Genomic DNA, 19534 nt, shown 5'->3' with positions numbered 1-19534 from the left:
GATATGCGCAGCACTAAGACCATTCATGTTGTGTCGGCCCATGCCGAAGGCGAGGTTGGCGACGTCATCGTTGGCGGGGTCTCTCCGCCGCCCGGTGACACGATCTGGGAGCAACGGACGCATATCGCCAACAATCAAACGTTACGAAATTTCGTACTGAACGAACCGCGAGGCGGTGTGTTTCGTCATATCAATCTTCTGGTTCCGCCCAAACATCCGGATGCCGATGCCGCCTTTATCATTATGGAGCCCGAGGACACTCCACCCATGTCCGGCTCAAACTCAATCTGTGTTGCGACGGTTTTGCTGGATAGCGGGATCATAGCAATGCAAGAACCCGAGACAATTCTGACGCTTGAAGCGCCCGGAGGCCTGGTTCGCGTGCGCGCTGAATGCCGGGGCGGTAAGGCAGAACGGATCCACGTGCAGAACCTCCCCAGTTTTGCGGGTAAGCTCTCTGTCCCGTTAGAGGTTCCGGGTTTGGGCACGCTGACTGTTGATACGGCTTTTGGAGGCGACAGTTTCGTGGTTGTAGATGCCGCTAAGCTGGGGTTTGATATAACCCAAGACGAAGCGCGTGAAATCGCCCGGACCGGCGTTACAATTACGAATGCCGCCAATGCCCAACTGGGGTTCTCGCATCCCGAGAACCCAGATTGGACCCACATTTCCTTTTGCGCTTTTTGTGGCCCGCTTGAAAAGACGCCGACTGGTTGGCGCGGTAAATCTGCCGTTGCCATCCAGCCCGGGAAGGTGGATCGCTCGCCCACTGGCACAGCAGTATCTGCGCGCATGGCGTTAATGGCGGCCAAAGGGCAGATGACGGTTGGGCAAACCCTCGAGGCCGTCTCGATCATTGGCTCGCGCTTTACCGGGAGAATTGTTCGGGAAACGCAAGTTGGTGCCCAACCCGCTATCATTCCAGAAATCAGCGGGCGCGGATGGATCACCGGAACCCATCAGCACATGCTTGATCCAGACGACCCTTGGCCGGGTGGGTATCGGTTGAGTGACACTTGGGGCGTTTGATCAACTTCTGCGATTGCGCTTGTGTCTTTTCCGTTTCATTACGCAAATTTGGCGACCCGTTTCCTTGAGTATAGGTTCTGGATTGCCACTTTAAGGTGAGTGATTTGAACAGATTGGAGGTGTAATGCACATTCGTCTTGCCGCCCTGGTTATTGTGATCGCCACGTTGTTGCTGTCCTTCAATTCACCATCAAAATCCGGACCAAATTACACGCAGCTGGCCCAGTCATGCCTTGGCAACAAAGGCGGCACGGCACATGTGATTGCGGCCTGCACAACTTTGATGAATGGCGAAGACGTTACCCCAGAAAACCGGAACACATTGCTGAGATCTCGTGGTTGGGCGTACTACAGCGGCAAACAGTACGAAAAGGCAATTCTGGATTATACCAGCGCATTGGCTCTATTTCCGAACGACCCGCAGTCGACTTTGTGGCGTGCTATTGCCTATTACGCGGCAGGCGATGTCCAATCTGCTGAAGCAGCGTATGAAAAAGCTTTGTTGCTTGCCCCAAGCAGCACTGACGCTTTGTTTCACAAAGCTCAGTTCGACAGGGGCCAGGGAAACACTCTAGCCGCCATTCATGGGTTGGAGAAGGTTCTGGAACTCGACCCGAGCAATGGGGATGCGGGAACAGTACTGATCAATGCTCACTACGACGTAAATGGACATGACGCGGTCGAACAGTTTCTTGCACAAGCCGAACAGCGTTGGCCCGATCAAACATGGGTGTATAGTGCTCGTTTGCTCTACGATCTGAATGTCGCAGGAGATCATGAAAGCGCTCTTACGGCATCTGCGACGCTCGCTCGGCTGGAGCCTGGCGAAAAATACGAGTTGTTTATGCCAGCCATGATACATCTGAAAATCGGCGACGAAGACAAAGGCATTGAATTTGTGAACGAATATGCAGATTACGCTGTACAGCGAGACTTTGCTAAGTTGGTTTTCCCTAAGCGATGGTTTCGCAAAGTTTCGAATTGGTATGCCTTGGGTCAAGATGAAGAGTGGTTGCACCGCTACACGTTGCTTGCTGCCTTTGGCAGGCCGGACCTCGCCATGTCCGTACTCCAAGGTTTCCTTGAGGAAACCGGAGAGAATGGGCGCTACATTTTGATACTAGTTATGCGAGGATTCGGAATCTCGGTTCCGCGCGAGGCGGACGCCGGTTCTGTTGAGCATTTGAACGCCGCAATCGCAGATTACCTCGGTCAACTTGAAAAACAAAGCGGCTTCATGGCGTACGGGCTGCCGGAAAAAGTAGCGCCAGTAATGACCCTCACAACCGGTGCTCAGTAGTTTTAGCTAAAACCTCTATCCACATTCTCATACCCGTGGCAATTTGCGCCCCGTTTAGACGATTGATCCCAAGCCAATCGTGATTTATGGGAGACCTTGTCAACACAGAGTCACCGTTGGGCGGTAGGTTGAACACGCCCATCATTAGCCACCCGTTTGTGGCACACTCTAGGATCGCACGCCCCGAAAGGCTTAAAAAAGGTAAAAGAATATGGCAGATAACTCAAACTTCGACATATTGTATACCATTGTAGACGAAGCGCCCGAACTGGCCAGCGCATCGTTTCTGCCCATCATTCGCAAATTCGCCTCTGCGGCGGGTGTCAGTGTCGGAACCAAGGACATTTCACTGGCGGGTCGTATTCTGGCAACGTTCCCCGAGAACCTGACTGACGCGCAACGCATCACCGATGATCTCGCAGCTCTGGGCGAGTTAGTGAAAACTCCGGATGCGAACGTCATCAAACTTCCCAACATCTCGGCGTCGGTCCCGCAGTTGGTGGCGGCAATCGAAGAGTTGCAGTCGCAAGGCTATGACATTCCGAACTACCCCGAAGAACCCTCGACTGACGAGGAAAAGGCGATCCGTGCGCGTTACGACGCGATCAAAGGCTCGGCTGTGAACCCGGTACTGCGCGAAGGTAACTCGGATCGTCGCGCGGCGCGTGCGGTGAAGAACTATGCTCAGAAGAACCCGCATTCGATGGGGGAGTGGGCGTCGGACAGTAAAACCAAAGTGTCGTCGATGTCTGGCAATGATTTCTACGCTAACGAGAAGTCAGCCACCATTACCGCCACTCAGGCGGGTGATGCCAAGATCGAGTTCGTCGGCAAAGACGGCAGCGTCACTATCCTGAAAGACGCCTGGCCGCTGGCCGAGGGCACAGTTGCTGACGCCACTTTCATGTCCGTCAAGGCGCTGTCATCCTTCCTGACAGATGCGATTGAGGACACCAAGAAAGACGGCACCATGTTCTCACTGCACATGAAAGCCACGATGATGAAGGTCTCGGACCCGATCATCTTTGGCTTTGCTGTCAAAGCCTGGCTAGCCCCGGTATTCGAAAAGTTCAGCGCTGAACTGGACGCATTGGGTGTGAACCCTAATTCTGGTCTGGGCGATTTGCTGGAACGTGTTCAGGGCAATGCCGATATTGTGGCTGCCATCGAAGCGATCAAAGGTGATCGCCCGTCCATGTATATGGTCGACAGTGACAAAGGCATTACTAACCTGCACGTGCCGTCAGACGTGATCATCGACGCCTCGATGCCCGCCATAATCCGGGCGGGCGGAAAAGGCTGGAACGAGGCCGGTGCCAAGGGCGACGCCAATTGTGTGATTCCCGACCGTTGCTATGCATCAGTTTATGATGAGAGCATCAAGTTTTTCAAAGCCAATGGCGCGCTGAACCCTGCAACTGTCGGTGCTGTAGCCAACGTCGGCCTGATGGCGCAAAAAGCGGAAGAATACGGTTCGCACCCAACAACGTTCCAAGCGCCGGCCGACGGTGCCATCCGTATCGTTTTGGCCAATGGCGAGACGCTGCATTCGCATGACGTTGAAAAGGGCGACATTTGGCGTGCCTGCACTGTGAAGAAAGCTCCTATCGAAAACTGGATCCAGCTGGCCATGGACCGGCAGCGTTTGACTGGATCCGAAGCGATCTTCTGGCTGGACGCAAACCGCGCCCATGACGCGGAGCTGATCAAATACGTCAAACCGGCACTCGAGGCAGCTGGCGTAGCCGACAAGTTCCTGATCATGGCTCCGCGCGAGGCGACCCGCCAGTCGTTGGAAACCATCACGGCAGGTAAGGACAGCATCGCTATCACGGGCAACGTGTTGCGCGACTACCTGACTGACCTGTTCCCGATCCTGGAACTGGGAACATCGGCCAAGATGCTGTCGATTGTGAAGCTGATGAATGGCGGTGGTCTGTTCGAAACCGGCGCGGGTGGGTCCGCTCCGAAACACGTGCAGCAATTGGTTGAGGAAAACCACCTGCGCTGGGACTCGATGGGTGAGTTCTGTGCCTTGGGTGAATCGCTGAACTTCCTAGCCGACAATAATGGCAACGCCAAAGCGGGTGTTCTGGGTGCCGCGGCCGAAGCGGCCACGCAAGGCATCCTGGACAACAATAAATCGCCCAGCCGTAAAGTTGGGCAGCCAGATAACCGTGACAGCCACTATTGGTTCGCACGCTATTGGGCTGAGGCTCTGGCCGCGCAATCGGGTGATGCTGAATTGGCAGCAGAATTCACGCCGATTGCAAAAGAGCTGGCGGATAAAGAAGATCAGATCCTGTCTGAGCTGGCGACCGCTCAGGGTGCTGCCGCGGATCTTGGTGGATATTATCACACCGATCCTGCCAAGACCGCAGCGGTAATGCGCCCCAGCGCGACACTGAACGCAATCATCGGCTGATAAACAGTACCCACGTTTTGCGGCGTGGGTATTTTCGGATTGATGAGATCAATAGAAAAAAGGGCCGACCCCCAAAGTCGGCCCTTTTTTGAGTGAGTGGTCAGGCCGAAGCCTCACCGGTGTAGTTGAATTCACGTTAACTAATCCACGAGTTTTGGAAATTAGGGGATTCCCGTACTTTTGGGAAATTTGGGTTCAACCTATAGCTAAACCGCCTGTTTTAAACGAAAAAGGGCCGGTCAAATGACCGGCCCAATTCGCGTGAAAAGTCGAATGATCAGTTAGATGCTGCGTTCAGCTTTTCGTTTTGTTCGCGAAGGGTGTCCGAGATAATCGCGTACCATTCGCCCGACTCACGCATTTCGTTCAGGCCCTTGTTCATCATCGCGATATATTCGCGAGCAAACGGGTTGGTGCGGTGCGCAAGGAAGCTCATCGAGGACAAGGTCGAAACATATGGGTTTTCAACCAGATCAGACGAAGTCAGTCCCATGTCGTTCATGGTCGAAGCGAACAGATCGACCTCAAACGCGGCGACATCCGCCGTGCCGGTCAAAACAGCATCAAGACATTCGCGGGCCGAGTTGGGTTGGACCACAGTTGTGTTTTCGCGGTTCAATCCGACTTCTTCCAGAACAACCATGCTCCAGCCTGACATGCGGCAAATGGTAGAACCTACGAAGTCCTCGAATTTGGTCGCGCTGGCGTAGTCGCTTTCCGGCAATGTGAAGAAGCCGCCTACGATGTCGTATACAGGGACAGAAGCCACAAATTGCGTACAACGCGCTTCGGTTTCTGACGACCATTCGTATGTGCGGTTCGTACAATCCGGAACGGTCCATGCGATCGAAATATCGAACGCGCCAAGCGGCAACAATGTGTCCAGATGCGAGCTCCAGTCATCGACAAAACTGACCGAGTAGTCGCGGCTGTTGCCGGCACGTTGAAGACTGGTCGTAGCCAGACGGGTCATGATGCCGCCGCCGCCCAGTGCTTCACTGGTAAAGGGTTCCCAGCCGTTACCCGCAACCATTTTGATCGGCGGGGCATAGACATTCGAACGCTTGACGCTTGCTGCACGTTGCTCTTCCGCAGCGATCAGCTCCTGCGCGGATTGACCGTTTGGCAGGCTGCCATCTTCACAGGGCAGGGCCAGAACCAGACCTGGCGCAAGGTCGTTCGGGTTGGTGATGATGTTACGGTTTGCGTTGAAGATGGGCTGATAGTTCGACGTTCCGTAGGCAGCGATCGCGATGGTGGCCATCGTGTCACCGTCCGAGACCGTGTAGTTTGAACAGGCTTCCTGCGCTGCCGCTGCGCCTGCGGTGAGTGTGAGGACGGCAGTCGCCGTCATCACCTTGGTGTTAAATTTTTGTTTGTGCATTGTTTTTCCTCCCGTGGGTTGGAATTTGGAAAGTGGATCCTTAGCCGGATGAGGCTATTAGTCGTTCATTGTGCTCATTCAGTGTGTCCGAGATGATGGCGTACCATTCGCCAGACTCCCGCATTTCGTTCAGGCCTTTGTTCAGCATCGCCAAGTATTGTTTACCCATTGGGTTGGACCGGTGAGTAATGAACCGCAGGGCTGAAAGTGTCGTGACATACGGGTTTTCGACGAGATCGTTCTCGTTGAGACCCATTTCAGCCATTGCGTCGGCAAAAAGCTGAACTTCGAAGGTCGCGACATCCGCGGAGCCAGTTAGGACGGCATCCAAGCATTCCCGCGCGGTAACGGGTTGCAGCAGATCGATGGTTTTTTCTGGTTGCAGACCTTCTTGTTCGAGGTCGTGGATGAACCAACCTTCCATACGGCAGACGGTTGCACCTTTCAGATTTTCAAAGCTTGTAGCACTGGCGTAATCGCTTTGGGGAAGTGTGTAGAAACCCAAGACGATGTCGTACACAGGTGCTGACGCGTGGAATTGCGTACAGCGGATTTCTGTTTCCCAGGACCATTCGTAACTACGGTTGGTGCAATCGGGCATGTTCCACGCCATCGACACGTCAAACGCGCCCAGCGGAAGCAGGGTTTCGATATGCGAGTTCCAGTCATCGACAAAGCTGATCGAATACTCGTGCGCATTGCCTGCCCGTTGCAGAGCCGTTGTTCCCAATCGAGTGATGAAACCACCGCCGTTCAGGGTCTCATCCGCGAACGGAGCCCAGCCGTTGCCCGTAACCAGTTTGATTGGGGCTTTGAACGAACTTGTTTGGGTCGAGCTCGCAAAACGTTCTTGCTGTTCAGCAATAATCTCGCGTGCGCTTTGGCCGTTCGGCAAGCTGCCGTCCTCACACGGAAGCACAAGCGCCAGACCAGGTGCCAGATCGTTGGGGTTGCTAATCGAGTTCCGGTTTGCGTTGAAAATTGGCTGGTAGTTTGACGTACCGTAAGCAGCAATCGCAATGGTGGCCATCGTGTCACCATCCTGTACCGTATAATTCGTACAGGCTTGCTGGGCGGCGGCGGCTCCGGCGCTTAACGCGATGACGGCAGCAGAGGTCATCGCAACGTTATGGAGCGGTAGTTTAGGCATTAGTTGTTTTCTCCAGAGATAGTAATTGAGAAGGCTTAAAAGTGTTTCAGCCGTTTTCCATTTGATGGCGTAGGGCGGTTGACACGATGTCGCGCCATTCGCCGGATTGCTGCATGATTGCCAGACCTTGATTCAGCGTCTCCAGGATCGCTTCGCCATCTGGATTATCTTTATGGGTCATGACGTTAAGGGATTTGATCGCCGCCAGATTGGGGTTTTCAATAATACGGTGTTCGTATCCCAGCCGTCCGATAGCTTCGATCGCCAGATGAGCTTCGATTGCAACGATGTCGGCTGTCCCGTCCATAACGGCGTGAAAGCAGTCATCAGGTGAAACCGGGCGCACAAGCGAGATTGCCGGTTCATACAACCCGACCTCATCCATGTGTGACAACGACCAGCCTTCCGGCCGACAGATGGTTGTCCCGGCGAAGTCAGCATAGGTCAGTGTTTGCTCATAGCCCGATCCTTCGCGGGCAAAGAACGTGTCCACAACTTCGTAGAACGGGTTAGAGAAGTCGTACGTTTCGCACCGCGTACGGTCCTTTTCCGACAAAGTCTCTGCTGCCTCGCAGTTCGGACGCGACCATGGGAAGGTGGCATCGAACGCCAGTGTCGGCATCAGCAGGTCCAGATGCGATGACCAGTCATTGACGAACTGGATCTTATAAGCCTGCTCGGGTGCGGCACGCAGCATCGCTGTCTCGACAAGGTAGGTGTAGAGCCCGCGATTGGGCAGGGCCTCGTCGGTGAAAGGCGCATAGTTACCGCCAGTGATAAGCAACAACTGACGGTCGCGGATCTCTGGGCGTTCGCCGGCGTCTGCATTACGGATCAGCGCTGCGGCTTCTGCCCGCGCGGATTCGATCTCATCCTTGGCAGCCGATTTTGCATCGATCACTGCATCTTCGCTTGCCTTTTTGGCTTCAGCTTCGGCTTCGGCAACGCGGGCTTCAGCCTCTGCGATGGCTTTCGCCGCGCGATTCTCGGCTGCCTTGACCAGCTCGGCGGCCATTTCGGCGGCCATGGCTTCGGCTTCAGTCTGCGGCGCGGCCGGTGCACGCCCGATCTCTTCCAAACAAGGCATGGTCAGAACGTCGCCTACCCGAATGATGTTCGGATTGTTCCCGATCAAGTCCCGGTTTGCATCGTAAATGATACGAAAGTCTTCGGTCGAATAAACTTCGATGGATAACTCGCGCAGGCTGTCGCCTCGTTGAATTTCGTAGGTTGAGCATGCCTGTTGTGCCGAGGCGGTACCCGCAGCGGCAGCAAGTGCCAGGCTTGATATGATCAGATGGTTTCTCATGGGTCCTGTTGCTTTGCCTTGTTTAGTTTTTTGTAAGTTTGACAACACCGATTGAGATGTTGTCCTGATCTGGGTCGCCCTTAGCGTTCAGCGCGGCCTGCAGCGCCCCGGCTATGTCTTGTGCAAGCCCGCTGGCATTGGATTGAAGAATGGACCGAATTTCAGCGTTGCTGAGATATTGGAGGCCGTCGCTTCCCAGAACCAAAACATCCGAAGGTGTCAGGTCCAGCGGGGTTTCCGGGCAATCGACCTTTGGAATTGCCGCACCCATGATGACCGAAGTCAGTTGGTTACGGTCAGGATGCGCCAGAGCTTCGGCCTCGGTCAAAGTCCCTTCGGCCAATTGTGCATCAATCATAGGAGCCATCGAGTGATCTTCGTTGATCTGCGACAGCTCTCCGTCCCGGAACAGGTAAAGCGGGCTGTCGCCGATCGAAATCCAGAACAGCCGCTGGCCCAACAACAAAGTGCCCAACATGGTTGAGCCCATGTTGAATCCAGTACCTTGTTCCTCGGAATAACCGGCAATGGACGCATTGGCTTGCATTGCCGCAAGGGGCAACGCGTCGATCAAAGCGGACTCGGGTGTCGTTGAACCTTCAAGCTCGGCATCTAACGCGTCACGCCAGGCCTGGATCACAAGGTCCGAGGCGACTTCACCTGCCGCATGCCCGCCCATGCCGTCAGCGACGACGACATAGCTTGCATTCGTCGCATCGAACATGCGCGAAGCAACCGCGTCCTCCTGCGTGTCACGCTGGCCCTTGTCCAGGATCAGCGCAATATCATATGCCGGTGTCGCCAGCATCTATTAGGAATCCCGCCAGTCAAAGCCATCGTCACAGAAGGCGGCAAAGCGGACTGATGTTTCGCTGATGCGGATCAGATCCCCGCTGGACAGTGGGACGGTGCTGAGAACCGGCTTCCCGTTCAGACGCACAAGGTTGGCCTTGCCGCCGTGTCCCAGATAACATTTGCGGTCTTCGGGGTCATAAGCAATCACCGCATGGTTGCTGCGGGAAATACCAGTGTCTCCAAAGTCGAGCTGAATGGCCTGATCGTCGTTGCGGCCAATCTGCATCAAGCCCTCGGTCAGTGTTACGCTCGCACCCCGGCCCGGACCACCAGTGATGACCAGCCAACCAACCGGGAAAGACTGTTCGGCATTGTCTGTCTTGGCTGCAGGTTCTGCTGTCTCGATCAGGTCCTGCACATGCGTGTCGGCGCGTTCGAAACCCAGGAAGGTTGTCTTGACGCGACCACGACGATCTTCGGCAGCCGCGGGCTGCGGAACCGGTGCAACTTCAGCCAGTGGTTCTTCGGCGACCGGTGGTTCTGGCACCGGTTCTGCGGCGGGTTCGTCAGCGATTACCTCGATGATCTGTTCCGGCTCGGGTTCCTCGACTTCAAGTACCTCGTGCTCGACAATCTCTTCGACTTCTTCCTCAACTGCCGAGTGCAGCGTCAACACGGTTTCTTCTTCGAGCGCGGGTACTTCGTCTGCCACGTCCTGAACTTCTGCGATAACTTCAGCGACGACGACATCATCTTCAGCCTCAGTTGCATCTGCTACGTCTTCCTCAGAGAATTCCGGCATTTTCTCTTCGGGCACCAACTCATCGGTTTCTTCGTAGCTGTCCGAGGACATATTGCCGCCTGCCAGCGCTTCGCGCAGGGCATTGAAATCGGCGATTGGTTCGGCCTTTTCCGCCTCGGGCGCTACCGCTTCTTCGGCTTCGTTCTCTTTCGGTTTGCCGGCACCTTCGAGAAGCCGGCTAAGAGGGCTTTTGTATTTGAACATGGTGTCGACACCTTTATTCCTTGGCACAGGACAACGGTCCTATGGGGCTGCTTCTTACCTCTGTGCGCGGTTGCACAACGGCACGGATATTTGTGACAACAATGTCACTTTCTATTTCCGCGACGGGCCGGTTCCCGTCAGGGTTGCCGAATTTGGCGCTACCCTCAGCAAATACATACTGGCAGATCACATACGAACCGGTCAGATCACTCCTGCGCTAATGGCATGTCAGCATCCGTCTCGACGCCACTGCGCAAAACGCTGAAACGGGCCTGCGGCTGGTCTTCGGAAACGAGTTTGGCCAACAAAACATCAAGGCTGTCCGAGCCATCAATGCCAATGCCAGAAATTGTCTCTGAGACCAGGACATCCCCTTCCTGCAAGCTGCCTGCTGCCTCTGGCGGAACCGAGCTTAGAACTGTTGTCCAACCCGCACCGTCTTTGTTCAGAATTGTGAAAACGTAGCCATTTTCCAAGCCGATCACGTGCATTGCGGGCAGTGCCAACAATCCGTTCTGAGGGCGGGTTTCACCCAATGTGCGATAGCGGGCAGAAACGCGGATGTAGCCGTCCGGGTCCACATTCAGATCGTTCAACACCTGAGCAGCAAAAGTCGTATCTGCCTGCACTGGCTTGCCGTTCAGAGTGAAGATCGTGGCGCCGCGCGTGACCCACTCACCCACAATTGACGCGTCCATATCCTGGTCAACACCAGTTATCGCAATCACGTTGCCGGTCGAAGCCCGGCGGCGTGATGTCTGAAACGGGATGTCTACGTCCCAGTGAGAGAATGCGATCTGCTGTTCTGCGAGGTTCACCGGTTCCGCCGGAACAGGCGGTGTCGGCTCGACGGTCCCGGCTTCAGCCGTTTCCGTCGCCGCAGCTTCTTCCTGCTCCGTGGCAACCGGATCTTCTTGCGCCTGCTCGATAGGCTCTGGAGTGGATGCGACCTCGGCCTGCGTGGTCTCAGTTGGTTCTGATGCCGGCTCCACTTCGGCTGCGGTCACTTGCTCGACCGGTTCCTGCTCGGATGTTTCGACTGCGGCGGTTTCCTCCACCGTTTCCGTTACTACGGGCGTTTGCGTCGATGCGGTGTCTTCGGCCGGAGTTTCCTCTCCGGACATCAGAAAGAACCCGCCCGCCGCCAAAGCGGCGACCACGGCCACACCCGCAACAATTTTGCCTGCACCACTGGACCCGCTTTTGACCACGGTATCCACCGCGACCGGAACTTCATCCTTCGATGTGAACGTGGCTAGCCCGTCGTCGTTCTTGTCCTCATTGCCCAGTGCAATGTCAGTGTTTCCGGCAAGCAATGCGGTGACAACGGCTTCGGCGTTTTCGCTTTCAGCCTTGATCCTGGCTTTCTCTTCTTCTTCGTCTTTTTGGTCCATCGCCACGATCACCGACACCGGCCGATAGTCAAAGCTGTCGAACATCACGCCGGGGCCGCGGAACATGCGTAGCCAATCTAATGCGGTCTGCAGGCGATCCGTCGCGTGAACTTCCATCGCCTTGTCAATGGCTTCCAGGAACCCGTCGGGGTAGCCTTCGATACGCCCCGCCAGCGGTGTGTAGGGGTCCGTCTGACCGTTGTTGAATGCGTTCAGGCGAGTCTGACCGTCGATCGGACGTTCGCCGCTGATGGCGTGATACAGGGTCGCCGCAAGAACATAGAGGTCACTGCTTGGCCCTTGTTCCGCGCCGCGTACATAAAACTCATGCGGCGAATAACCATCCTTGATAACCCGGAGGGTCATCAGCGCGGCGGACTGGTGCGCAGCCTGTTCGCGCGCGGCGCCAAAGTCGATCAGTACCGGATCACCATTTTCGTCGATCAGGATGTTGTCGGGCGAAATATCGCGGTGCAGCATGCCGCTTTGGTGGATGAAAGACACCGCCGACAGCATTTTTTCAGTGACCTGAACGATAAAGTCCGGGCCAGCTTTGTTTTTGGAATCTTCAACGTAGTCCAGCAGATCGCAGCCACGGATAAAATCCATCGCGATATAAGCGGTCTCGTTGTCTTCGAACACCTGATGAACGTCGACGATATTGGGGTGTACCAAGCGAGCGTGATTGCGTGCTTCGAGGATAAACAAGTCGATGATTGCGCGCAGATCGTCCTTGTAGTCCGGCTCGACCGGTTCAACCATATCGCCGTTACGACGGCAAAGGGCACCGGGATAGCACTCTTTTATCACAACTTCGCGTTCCAGACTGTCCCGCGCGAGATAGGTGATCCCAAATCCGCCATTGCTGATAAAACGCAGGATCTCGTACTGCCCGCGCAACAGCTTGGCGCCTGGTTGAAGACCTTCGATTTTCGGTTCGTCGTGCGTCGCGCCGACGGCCTGGTTGTGGCTCATTTCTTTCCGCCCGTTCTAATCGTTTTGCGGCTTACTTAACTGGGCTTTCAGCCCGCGAACTCACAACCAAACACAACCGCAGGACACTCATGTACGTTAGACGTTTCAAATTTGACTTTATTGGGGCCGCCCGATGGCTTCACTAAGAACCCAGCGCAAAGAAAATCTATATATCGTGCTCTTTCCCATACGAAAATCTAAATGTTGATTTTCTAGCGGCAATACTTGCGGACTGAGTGCCTGTTTTTTGCGGATTGGTCACTAAATCCGAAACAATAAACGCGCGATTCTGAGGGCTTCGAATCGCTGCATTGCGGCTCAATTAAAACGGGTAGGCGTCAGGTTCCGGTTTTTGCCTGAACGGAATCGACGCGGCTGCCGGCCCAGGCGAGGTTGTCGCTGAGCTGGGCGAGGATGCTAATTGCATCCTTCAGTGGCGCGTCACCGCTTTCGAATTGCAGCAGCAAAAGAAGATCAGTGGCCTTTTCAAACTCACCGGGAATCCAGTCGGCTTCAGTGGCGATTTCGCCCCCTTGCTCCAGACGCTCTGCAAAATCTTCGACGATTTCCTGACAACTGTTCAGGAATGCGGCGGGTTCAATATCCGATGTCTCGCGCAAGTCGTCATAGATGCTGGCAATTGCCGCCAGCCAGTCTTCAAGGATCGGGTTTTCAAGCGGGGGAAGGGCGGATTCCAGCGTCGCATGAATTGAGGGTGCTTCGACCTGCGCTGGTTCAGCTTCTGCGATGTTCAGGCTGGCCAGAAACGGAAGAAACTCCTGCTCGATGTCATTTTGGGCAGCTTCCAAATCCTTCAAACGCCGCTCGGATGCGACTTGCAGGACCTGTTCGGCCAGATTTTGACCGCCACAGGTCTCCCACAGATCAAAATCAGGCTCGGGTTCTTGCGCCATAGCCTTGACGGCGACCGGTGTGCCAATGGGCACGACAGACCGGAAGAATTTACCTTTTTCTTTTTCCAACCGGTGCAGAACACGGTCCAGCGCGTCCCGAACCGGAGGGAGATCCGCGTGGGTTACGGCCAGCAAACTGTTCGAGCGCAACTCTTGCGGAACTTGTGCCCACAGGTGGCGCTCAGTCTCACGCCAGGCATTGGTTCCGTTCGTGCACCAGATGGCACAATCGACATAGGACAATAGGTCCAGAGTGGACTTGTAGGTGTCATCCAGGGCGCCGGTTCCCGGCAGATCGAATAATGAGATCTCTTGCAGGGCAGGGGTATTCAACCCAACCGAGATAAAATCAGGGTTATCAGCCGCGGCTTTTTCCAGCGCAATGCCGGAATAGACTTTGGGCTCTTTGTCCCACCAGCCAACCGTGGTTTCCGGTGCGTCCGCATAGGCCACGATAACCAATGGCAGCTTCAGATGCTGCGGACCCGTGGGCAGAATGTCCGCCCCGGCCAGCATGTTTGCGAGGCTGGATTTCCCGGCCCCGAATTCCCCGGCAAAACCGATATTGACCGCATTCGAAAGCCGTTCGGCATGGAACAAGGCGCGCTCGCGCATCTTGTCCAGACCGGCCTCTGACGGCAGGTTTTCGGTGGCGGTCAGGAAGCGTTCAAGCTTGCGTACTTCCTGTTCGGTTCCGGGAAATTCAATCATTCCGCAGCCTCTGCTAATTTCTTGTCCGCGCTATTGCCGCCGAATACCGCATCCAGATCATCTGCGACACGTTGCGCCTGATCGAATGCTGCCTGTGCTTCTGCACGAACATTGGTTTGGCCGGTTCCGACCCGTTGTTCAAGATGTCCGGCTAACAATGCCATATAATGGTCTAGAACGGTGTTCAGACGCTCAAGCAGATCGGCGCGCGCCGTGTCCACCAGATCGTCCCCGATCATTTCGAATTCCTGAACGATCATCCGCTCGGCCCGAGCGACCACACTTTTGCGCGAAATCAGCCGGGACAACCAGCTGACGCGCAATTCCACGGTGATGCCCCGGGTCAGTGCAGTGGTATCCGGACGGAACCATCGAACTGCACTTGTGTTCATCCGACTATCGGCCGGGTCCTGCCAGCCGGGCAGGGCGCGAAGCGCGGCATTGCTGTTCATGTCGACGGCGTAAAGTTCGCTGAGCATTCGCTGCCGCACCACCTGTGTTGCACCCTGAACCAGCTCGCGCATGCGATCCCGCAGCGGCGAAAAGTTCAATTCAGTGTCACCGCCCTTGGCCAACAAAGGGGAATCGCCATTCGGTCCGCGGACAACGGCGGAGACGGCTTCGGATACAGTGTCATCCATGACGCCGCGAAGATTGGCCAACACATCATCCATATCGTCAATGATCTGTGTGGTTTTTTGCGAAACCAGCGAGCGCAGCTCGGCCAATGTTTTGTCGTTTTCGTCGCCGTCGGTAATGTCGGCGGAGTTTTCGTCGTCAATTACGCGCAGATGGGCCTTAGACCGTTCCAGCTCACCTTGCGCAAAACTGTTAAGGTGCTGCCAGGCCATCTTGAGCTGTTCGTCACGGGGCCCTTGGGTCAAGGCGTGCGTAACGTGGCGGCGCAGATCGGGTAGACCAGAGGCGATCATTGCGGCAAAGCGCAAAACGCCCTCACGGCTGATTGGGCCGGGGCCCTGTTTGATCTCTTCTACACCGTCCAGATATTGCTTCATCTGCTCGGGGTGGGCGCGCAGCCAAGCCAGAACGTGATCGTGGTTCACGCCGGTATCGTCACCAGTCAAGGCATAATGGGCCCATTGGGCGCTGCCCATCAGAACATCAATGTCCGAGTTGCCCAGGGCTTTTTCCAGGCCATCCAACACGTCCGTCCGGACTTTTCCAGCGTCTTCAGCGCCGCCGCCCAGTTCGTCCACGCGATTGATGAAGACGACGATCTGCCCCAGTTCCAGCGCCTGCATCAGGCGGAACAACTTAAGATCCGCACGGGACAGCGCCTGATGTGCGGACAATACAACAACAAAGAAATCGGATTCCTTGAGGTATTGGCGCGAGATTTCTTCGCGGATCAGCAGCGGGTCGTTGACGCCGGGCGTATCCGTGACCGTCAGCGGGAACGGAAAATGGCCAATGTCAAAGTAGACCTCGGCCTTGCGCGTGATGTCACTGTACAGTCCCCGATCTGAACCGGGGTCGTATTCTTCGCTGTCGGTCGGATCGTCACCTGCACAAACATAACGGGCCAGATCGTCCGAGTTCAGATGTTCCAGATCGTGATGCTGACCCAGCAACTGCTCATAGCTGTCGCCTAATCGCAGTTGGGCGCGGGTTTTCATCGCGTCGACCTGCTCTTCGATCATCTCGCGCTTATAGCTGTCCTCGTCGTCGGGGAACATGTTGCGCAGCTCTTCGCCCTCGGCGATCAGCGCCTGCCACTGGCGGTTATCGAAGAAATGAAATTCGGCCCCTTGGGTCCGACCCGAGGGGTGACCGAAATGCATGTCGGTGATCACGGTCGTCCACGGATTAACATCCGAGGGCAGGTATTCGGCCTGTCCCGTAAACCCGTTGATTAGGCGGGACTTGCCAGCCTTGATCTGCCCGACAAATGCAATTGACGGTTTCAGATTTGAAAGATCGCCTACAATGCGCGAAATAAACTGGCGGGTCTCGTCGTTGCTGACCCCGTTCATGTCTTCGGCGATTCGAATTAACTCACGACGGTTATTTTCACTCATACTGTTACCCTGGGTACTTGCAATCACAGATTGAATTAGTCGAAAAATTGAATATTACGGGCGCTATCATTCGGAACGCTCCGTCAGAGATGTCCACAGATTCACAATGGCGCCTAGCTTTCGCGCCTCGTGAACGACCATGGAGAATTCCTTGCCGTCATTCAGGACGGCCAAACCAGAACCTTTACCGCCGGACGGACGCATGACGATCAGTTGCGGATGATCCAGCGCAGCGGCCGCGTCATCATCCCAGCCCGACAGGTCACGCGCGAACTGCGCCAGCAAAGTTTGATCTGCATGAAATGGCTGATCTTTACTACAGTCGCCGTCAGTCTGAACCACTTCCCCGTCTTCGGCTTTGATCTGGATGCGACCAACGGCCAAACGTTGGCTGCCGTAATAGAACTGGTTGGCCAAATCGCTGGCTTCGTCTGTTAGTTCCACATTAATTGCGGGTTCGGCAGTGTCCGGAACGACCGCTATGACGGGTTCAGCTGGCAATTCGATCATCGTGCAAGCACTAGCGATTTCGCTAAAAGTGATTCCGACATCGTCCGCTTCCAGCGTGGCGTCCGGCCGCAATGATATCAGGCTAAGCGGTGCAGGCGCGGCAGCAATATCGGTTACCAGTTGCGCCAATTGACCCGCCAGCGTATCGCGTCCTTCGGTCTCAAAATCAGGCGCAACGCCGGATCGGACACGAAAGACATCAGTAACCCGAGAGCTGTTGACCTCGATCGCGAGACAATCGCCATTGGCAGCTGTAAACTCTAACCGGCGCGGCAAAACAGTGCCACGGATGGACTGCAACACCTTTTCGCGACGCTCAAGCGCAGTGTCACCAGCAAGCGCGACGGCTGGCTCCAGCCGGGCAACCGATGATCGCCCAATGTCCTCGAGCAAATCGAGTATGTTTGTATCCATCATGCCGTGACCCCCTCTGGTCCCGTCTAAACTGCGGCCGCGACGGGCCCCAGACTGAGATGCGATTTTGTCAGTGCCAATCCTACATTCGCGCTGTTGCGACAGATGTAGCAGACCACATGATCCGGATAGGCCTGCGTCCGCAAGAAAATGTTCAACCGATCCTTTGAAAACACCGCGATTTCCCCAAATCCCGGATATTCGGTATCAGCATTACCCGATTTCCGCAGCAAGGCTTCAAAAGCACCCACGCCGCCGCCCTGAAACAGGTTCGCCACTGCAAGCGCAAGACTGTCCAGCACTTCGGCGTCCTCTTGATCGCGGACACTGGTCCCCAATAACATCCCTGTTTCCATGTCGACATACCCGGCTGCGACGCAGTCGGGTATCGTTTCCATCGCAGATTTCAGTGCGGCTTCGATAGACATCGGGCTTCCCGTCCTTCTACCTTGGTTTCACGTTATAAAACATGCCATTCAGCCCCGCCCTTGTTCCCGGCTTTCGGAAGCGTTGAAACGTCTTTTTTTTCGTCGCGGGCGCCGTGTTCAGCGGCGATCTTGTCGAACTCTTCCAGGAAGGCCATGAAAACCTTTTTCAGGCCTTCCGAGTCGTCGGGAAGATCCTCACCAGCTGTGATCTCGCGCCACATCGCCGAGGCGCTGAGTGTTGATCCGGCCTCCACATTCAGTAATTGCTCAAGCGATCCAGACTCGGCCTCCGCCTCGGACGACGTGCCGTTCGGCATATGCACGATCTGTGTTTCCATCAGGCCGCTGGTTTCAGGTTCCGGTTCGAATTCATCCGCCGCACCATTCGATTGCTCGGCGAGCAAGGCGGCGATGGAGGACACTGACACATCAGCGCTTTGCGCGTCTGCGCCGGGTTTGTCGGTCTCAACAGTTTCAGGTACGTCGGCCAGCTTGTCTCCAAGCGACGCCACAATAGGATCCTGACCATCGGCGCCAACGTCCGATTGATCTGCTTCGACTTCGGCTTCCAGTTCCAGGGGCTCTTCTTCGTCGAGATCCTCGTCATCCAGTTCAAGAAACGCGTTTTCTTCGGAAGGGATCTCGACAACATCCGCCAAATTCAGAGGCTGACTTGGCGTTTCCCGGAAGAAAGAGCGTAGCTCGTCCTGATCTGTTTCGGGCGTGGTCTCTTCCGAGATCGCGGTCATTTCAGCTCGCAACCGTTCGGCCTCATCCGCGTCAATGCGGGGTGCGCGTTCAGTGTCGCCTGAGCGTGCCTCGACCCGAGCAGGACGGACCGGAAAGCTCGTAACGACTTCGTCCTGCAGATTTTCGTCCTGAACAGGATTGACCAGCTTTAGCGGGGCAGGCTGCTCTGCGCTCTCGCCGTGTTTGCGTGGGCGGATAGGTTGCACACTGGGCATATGGGCAAGGCTGTTGTCGATCTGGTAACGCGCCAGCATGTCTGCTCGGTTGTCCATGATCTGTTCGGTGATCTCAAGAAAGCTGTCCACCATCTTGCCGCCGCCACTGCGTCCCCACATTTCGGCGTCGCCACTCTTGTCGCGCGCGGTAATAGCATCGCGGGCCGAGAACAAAATCGATCGATTGAACAGATGCCCGGCCTCGCGGTTTACACGGCGCAACACCTTCTGACGGTCCTTCGTGCCCAGGGTATCCGCGCGGGTGACCAACAACAGCGAGTTGTGTTGCAACCGTTCCGGCAGCGCGACCCATGTCGCCCGTTCGGTCTCACGCCAGGCCTGGGTGGCGTGTGTGCACCACAGCACCCCATTGGCTTGACCCACGGCGCGACGCCAGACATCGGTTGAAATCTTGGGGTCCGAAATGCCGGGCGTGTCTATCAGATCGACCGCCTCGAGAATGTCGGATTCAAGGAAAATACGAACGAATTGAGCGTCATTGACGCCGACGGATTCCAACGCATCTAGCTCGATGTTTTCGCGTTTGCCGTCATGGCGTTGTACATATGCAGATTGCTTGCCCCAGCTGAACCAGACGGGCGGCAACTGCGTGGCAGTCACCTGAGTCGGCAGCGTGTGCGACCGAAGCAGAAAGTTAATCAGCGTCGATTTGCCAGCGCTGAACTCTCCCATAAGCGCAAAGATCGGCTTGCGGCGGGACCACTGCTCAATGCGTTCCCATGCCTTGGGCGAGACGAAACGGGTTTGTGAGTCTTTTGCCATATC

General features: G+C 55.7%; 14 protein-coding genes. 3 read left to right on the top strand and 11 right to left on the bottom strand.

All coding sequences use genetic code 11. The features are described 5' to 3' along the window. Positions 1–3 precede the first annotated feature (3 nt). From AC2FIO_RS12320 to AC2FIO_RS12310, 3 genes are all read left to right on the top strand, one after another. Positions 4–1029, top strand: a complete 1026-nt coding sequence (locus AC2FIO_RS12320) for a trans-3-hydroxy-L-proline dehydratase (protein ID WP_496697936.1) — start codon at positions 4–6, stop codon at positions 1027–1029. Between the two features lie 124 nt (positions 1030–1153). After that, positions 1154–2329, top strand: coding sequence for a tetratricopeptide repeat protein (locus AC2FIO_RS12315; RefSeq protein ID WP_496697934.1), 1176 nt, complete (start codon positions 1154–1156; stop codon positions 2327–2329). A 211-nt stretch (positions 2330–2540) separates the two neighbouring features. Continuing rightward, positions 2541–4754 (top strand): NADP-dependent isocitrate dehydrogenase, encoded by a 2214-nt coding sequence (locus tag AC2FIO_RS12310; protein ID WP_496697932.1) that lies wholly within the window; start codon positions 2541–2543, stop codon positions 4752–4754. Between the two features lie 277 nt (positions 4755–5031). Here AC2FIO_RS12310 and AC2FIO_RS12305 read toward each other — a convergent pair whose 3' ends face one another. The 11 genes from AC2FIO_RS12305 to AC2FIO_RS12255 all read right to left on the bottom strand — a co-directional run bounded on the left by AC2FIO_RS12305 (position 5032) and on the right by AC2FIO_RS12255 (position 19531). After that, complete coding sequence (locus AC2FIO_RS12305; protein WP_496697930.1) at positions 5032–6138, bottom strand: peptidoglycan-binding protein LysM; 1107 nt, start codon at positions 6136–6138, stop codon at positions 5032–5034. 40 nt (positions 6139–6178) lie between these two features. Next, a complete protein-coding gene (locus AC2FIO_RS12300; protein WP_496697928.1) occupies positions 6179–7288 on the bottom strand; it encodes a peptidoglycan-binding protein LysM in 1110 nt (369 codons plus the stop codon). Between the two features lie 46 nt (positions 7289–7334). Next, the gene (locus AC2FIO_RS12295) at positions 7335–8597 is read right to left on the bottom strand and encodes a substrate-binding periplasmic protein (RefSeq protein ID WP_496697926.1); all 1263 of its coding nucleotides are present in this window, start codon (positions 8595–8597) and stop codon (positions 7335–7337) included. A gap of 22 nt (positions 8598–8619) precedes the next feature. Continuing rightward, positions 8620–9405 carry a PP2C family protein-serine/threonine phosphatase gene (locus AC2FIO_RS12290; protein ID WP_282169552.1) on the bottom strand — a complete coding sequence of 262 codons (786 nt, stop codon included), beginning with the start codon at positions 9403–9405 and terminating at the stop codon, positions 8620–8622. 3 nt (positions 9406–9408) lie between these two features. Continuing rightward, positions 9409–10398: an FHA domain-containing protein gene (locus tag AC2FIO_RS12285; protein ID WP_496697924.1), complete on the bottom strand. Its 990-nt coding sequence runs from the start codon at positions 10396–10398 to the stop codon at positions 9409–9411. Positions 10399–10604: 206 nt separating this feature from the next. Further along, a complete protein-coding gene (locus tag AC2FIO_RS12280) occupies positions 10605–12767 on the bottom strand; it encodes a serine/threonine protein kinase (RefSeq protein WP_496697922.1) in 2163 nt (720 codons plus the stop codon). Between the two features lie 338 nt (positions 12768–13105). Then, on the bottom strand, positions 13106–14392 hold the full coding sequence (locus tag AC2FIO_RS12275) for a dynamin family protein (RefSeq protein ID WP_108859664.1): 1287 nt from the start codon (positions 14390–14392) through the stop codon (positions 13106–13108). Then, a complete protein-coding gene (locus AC2FIO_RS12270; RefSeq protein WP_496697920.1) occupies positions 14389–16431 on the bottom strand; it encodes a dynamin family protein in 2043 nt (680 codons plus the stop codon). Before AC2FIO_RS12270 ends, AC2FIO_RS12275 begins: the two co-directional genes overlap by 4 nt. Before the next feature lie 66 nt (positions 16432–16497). Beyond that, a complete protein-coding gene (locus AC2FIO_RS12265) occupies positions 16498–17358 on the bottom strand; it encodes a hypothetical protein (RefSeq protein ID WP_496697918.1) in 861 nt (286 codons plus the stop codon). A 23-nt stretch (positions 17359–17381) separates the two neighbouring features. Next, positions 17382–17783 (bottom strand): hypothetical protein, encoded by a 402-nt coding sequence (locus tag AC2FIO_RS12260; RefSeq protein WP_496697917.1) that lies wholly within the window; start codon positions 17781–17783, stop codon positions 17382–17384. Positions 17784–17815: 32 nt separating this feature from the next. Next, entirely contained in the window at positions 17816–19531 is a 1716-nt protein-coding gene (locus tag AC2FIO_RS12255; RefSeq protein ID WP_496697915.1) for a dynamin family protein, read from the bottom strand. Positions 19532–19534 lie beyond the last annotated feature (3 nt).

It is taken from the genome of Ruegeria sp. CDSB086, from assembly GCF_059611065.1.
Note: the sequence above shows the minus strand (reverse complement) of the source record. Positions and strands in the feature narration are given on the sequence as shown.

Bases quoted from the DNA above. Each gene is read 5' to 3' on its own strand.
- AC2FIO_RS12320 (WP_496697936.1), top strand. From the start codon at position 4: ATGCGCAGCACTAAGACCATTCATGTTGTGTCGGCCCATGCCGAAGGC.
- AC2FIO_RS12315 (WP_496697934.1), top strand. From the start codon at position 1,154: ATGCACATTCGTCTTGCCGCCCTGGTTATTGTGATCGCCACGTTGTTG.
- AC2FIO_RS12310 (WP_496697932.1), top strand. From the start codon at position 2,541: ATGGCAGATAACTCAAACTTCGACATATTGTATACCATTGTAGACGAA.
- AC2FIO_RS12305 (WP_496697930.1), bottom strand. From the start codon at position 6,138: ATGCACAAACAAAAATTTAACACCAAGGTGATGACGGCGACTGCCGTC.
- AC2FIO_RS12300 (WP_496697928.1), bottom strand. From the start codon at position 7,288: ATGCCTAAACTACCGCTCCATAACGTTGCGATGACCTCTGCTGCCGTC.
- AC2FIO_RS12295 (WP_496697926.1), bottom strand. From the start codon at position 8,597: ATGAGAAACCATCTGATCATATCAAGCCTGGCACTTGCTGCCGCTGCG.
- AC2FIO_RS12290 (WP_282169552.1), bottom strand. From the start codon at position 9,405: ATGCTGGCGACACCGGCATATGATATTGCGCTGATCCTGGACAAGGGC.
- AC2FIO_RS12285 (WP_496697924.1), bottom strand. From the start codon at position 10,398: ATGTTCAAATACAAAAGCCCTCTTAGCCGGCTTCTCGAAGGTGCCGGC.
- AC2FIO_RS12280 (WP_496697922.1), bottom strand. From the start codon at position 12,767: ATGAGCCACAACCAGGCCGTCGGCGCGACGCACGACGAACCGAAAATC.
- AC2FIO_RS12275 (WP_108859664.1), bottom strand. From the start codon at position 14,392: ATGATTGAATTTCCCGGAACCGAACAGGAAGTACGCAAGCTTGAACGC.
- AC2FIO_RS12270 (WP_496697920.1), bottom strand. From the start codon at position 16,431: ATGAGTGAAAATAACCGTCGTGAGTTAATTCGAATCGCCGAAGACATG.
- AC2FIO_RS12265 (WP_496697918.1), bottom strand. From the start codon at position 17,358: ATGATGGATACAAACATACTCGATTTGCTCGAGGACATTGGGCGATCA.
- AC2FIO_RS12260 (WP_496697917.1), bottom strand. From the start codon at position 17,783: ATGTCTATCGAAGCCGCACTGAAATCTGCGATGGAAACGATACCCGAC.
- AC2FIO_RS12255 (WP_496697915.1), bottom strand. From the start codon at position 19,531: ATGGCAAAAGACTCACAAACCCGTTTCGTCTCGCCCAAGGCATGGGAA.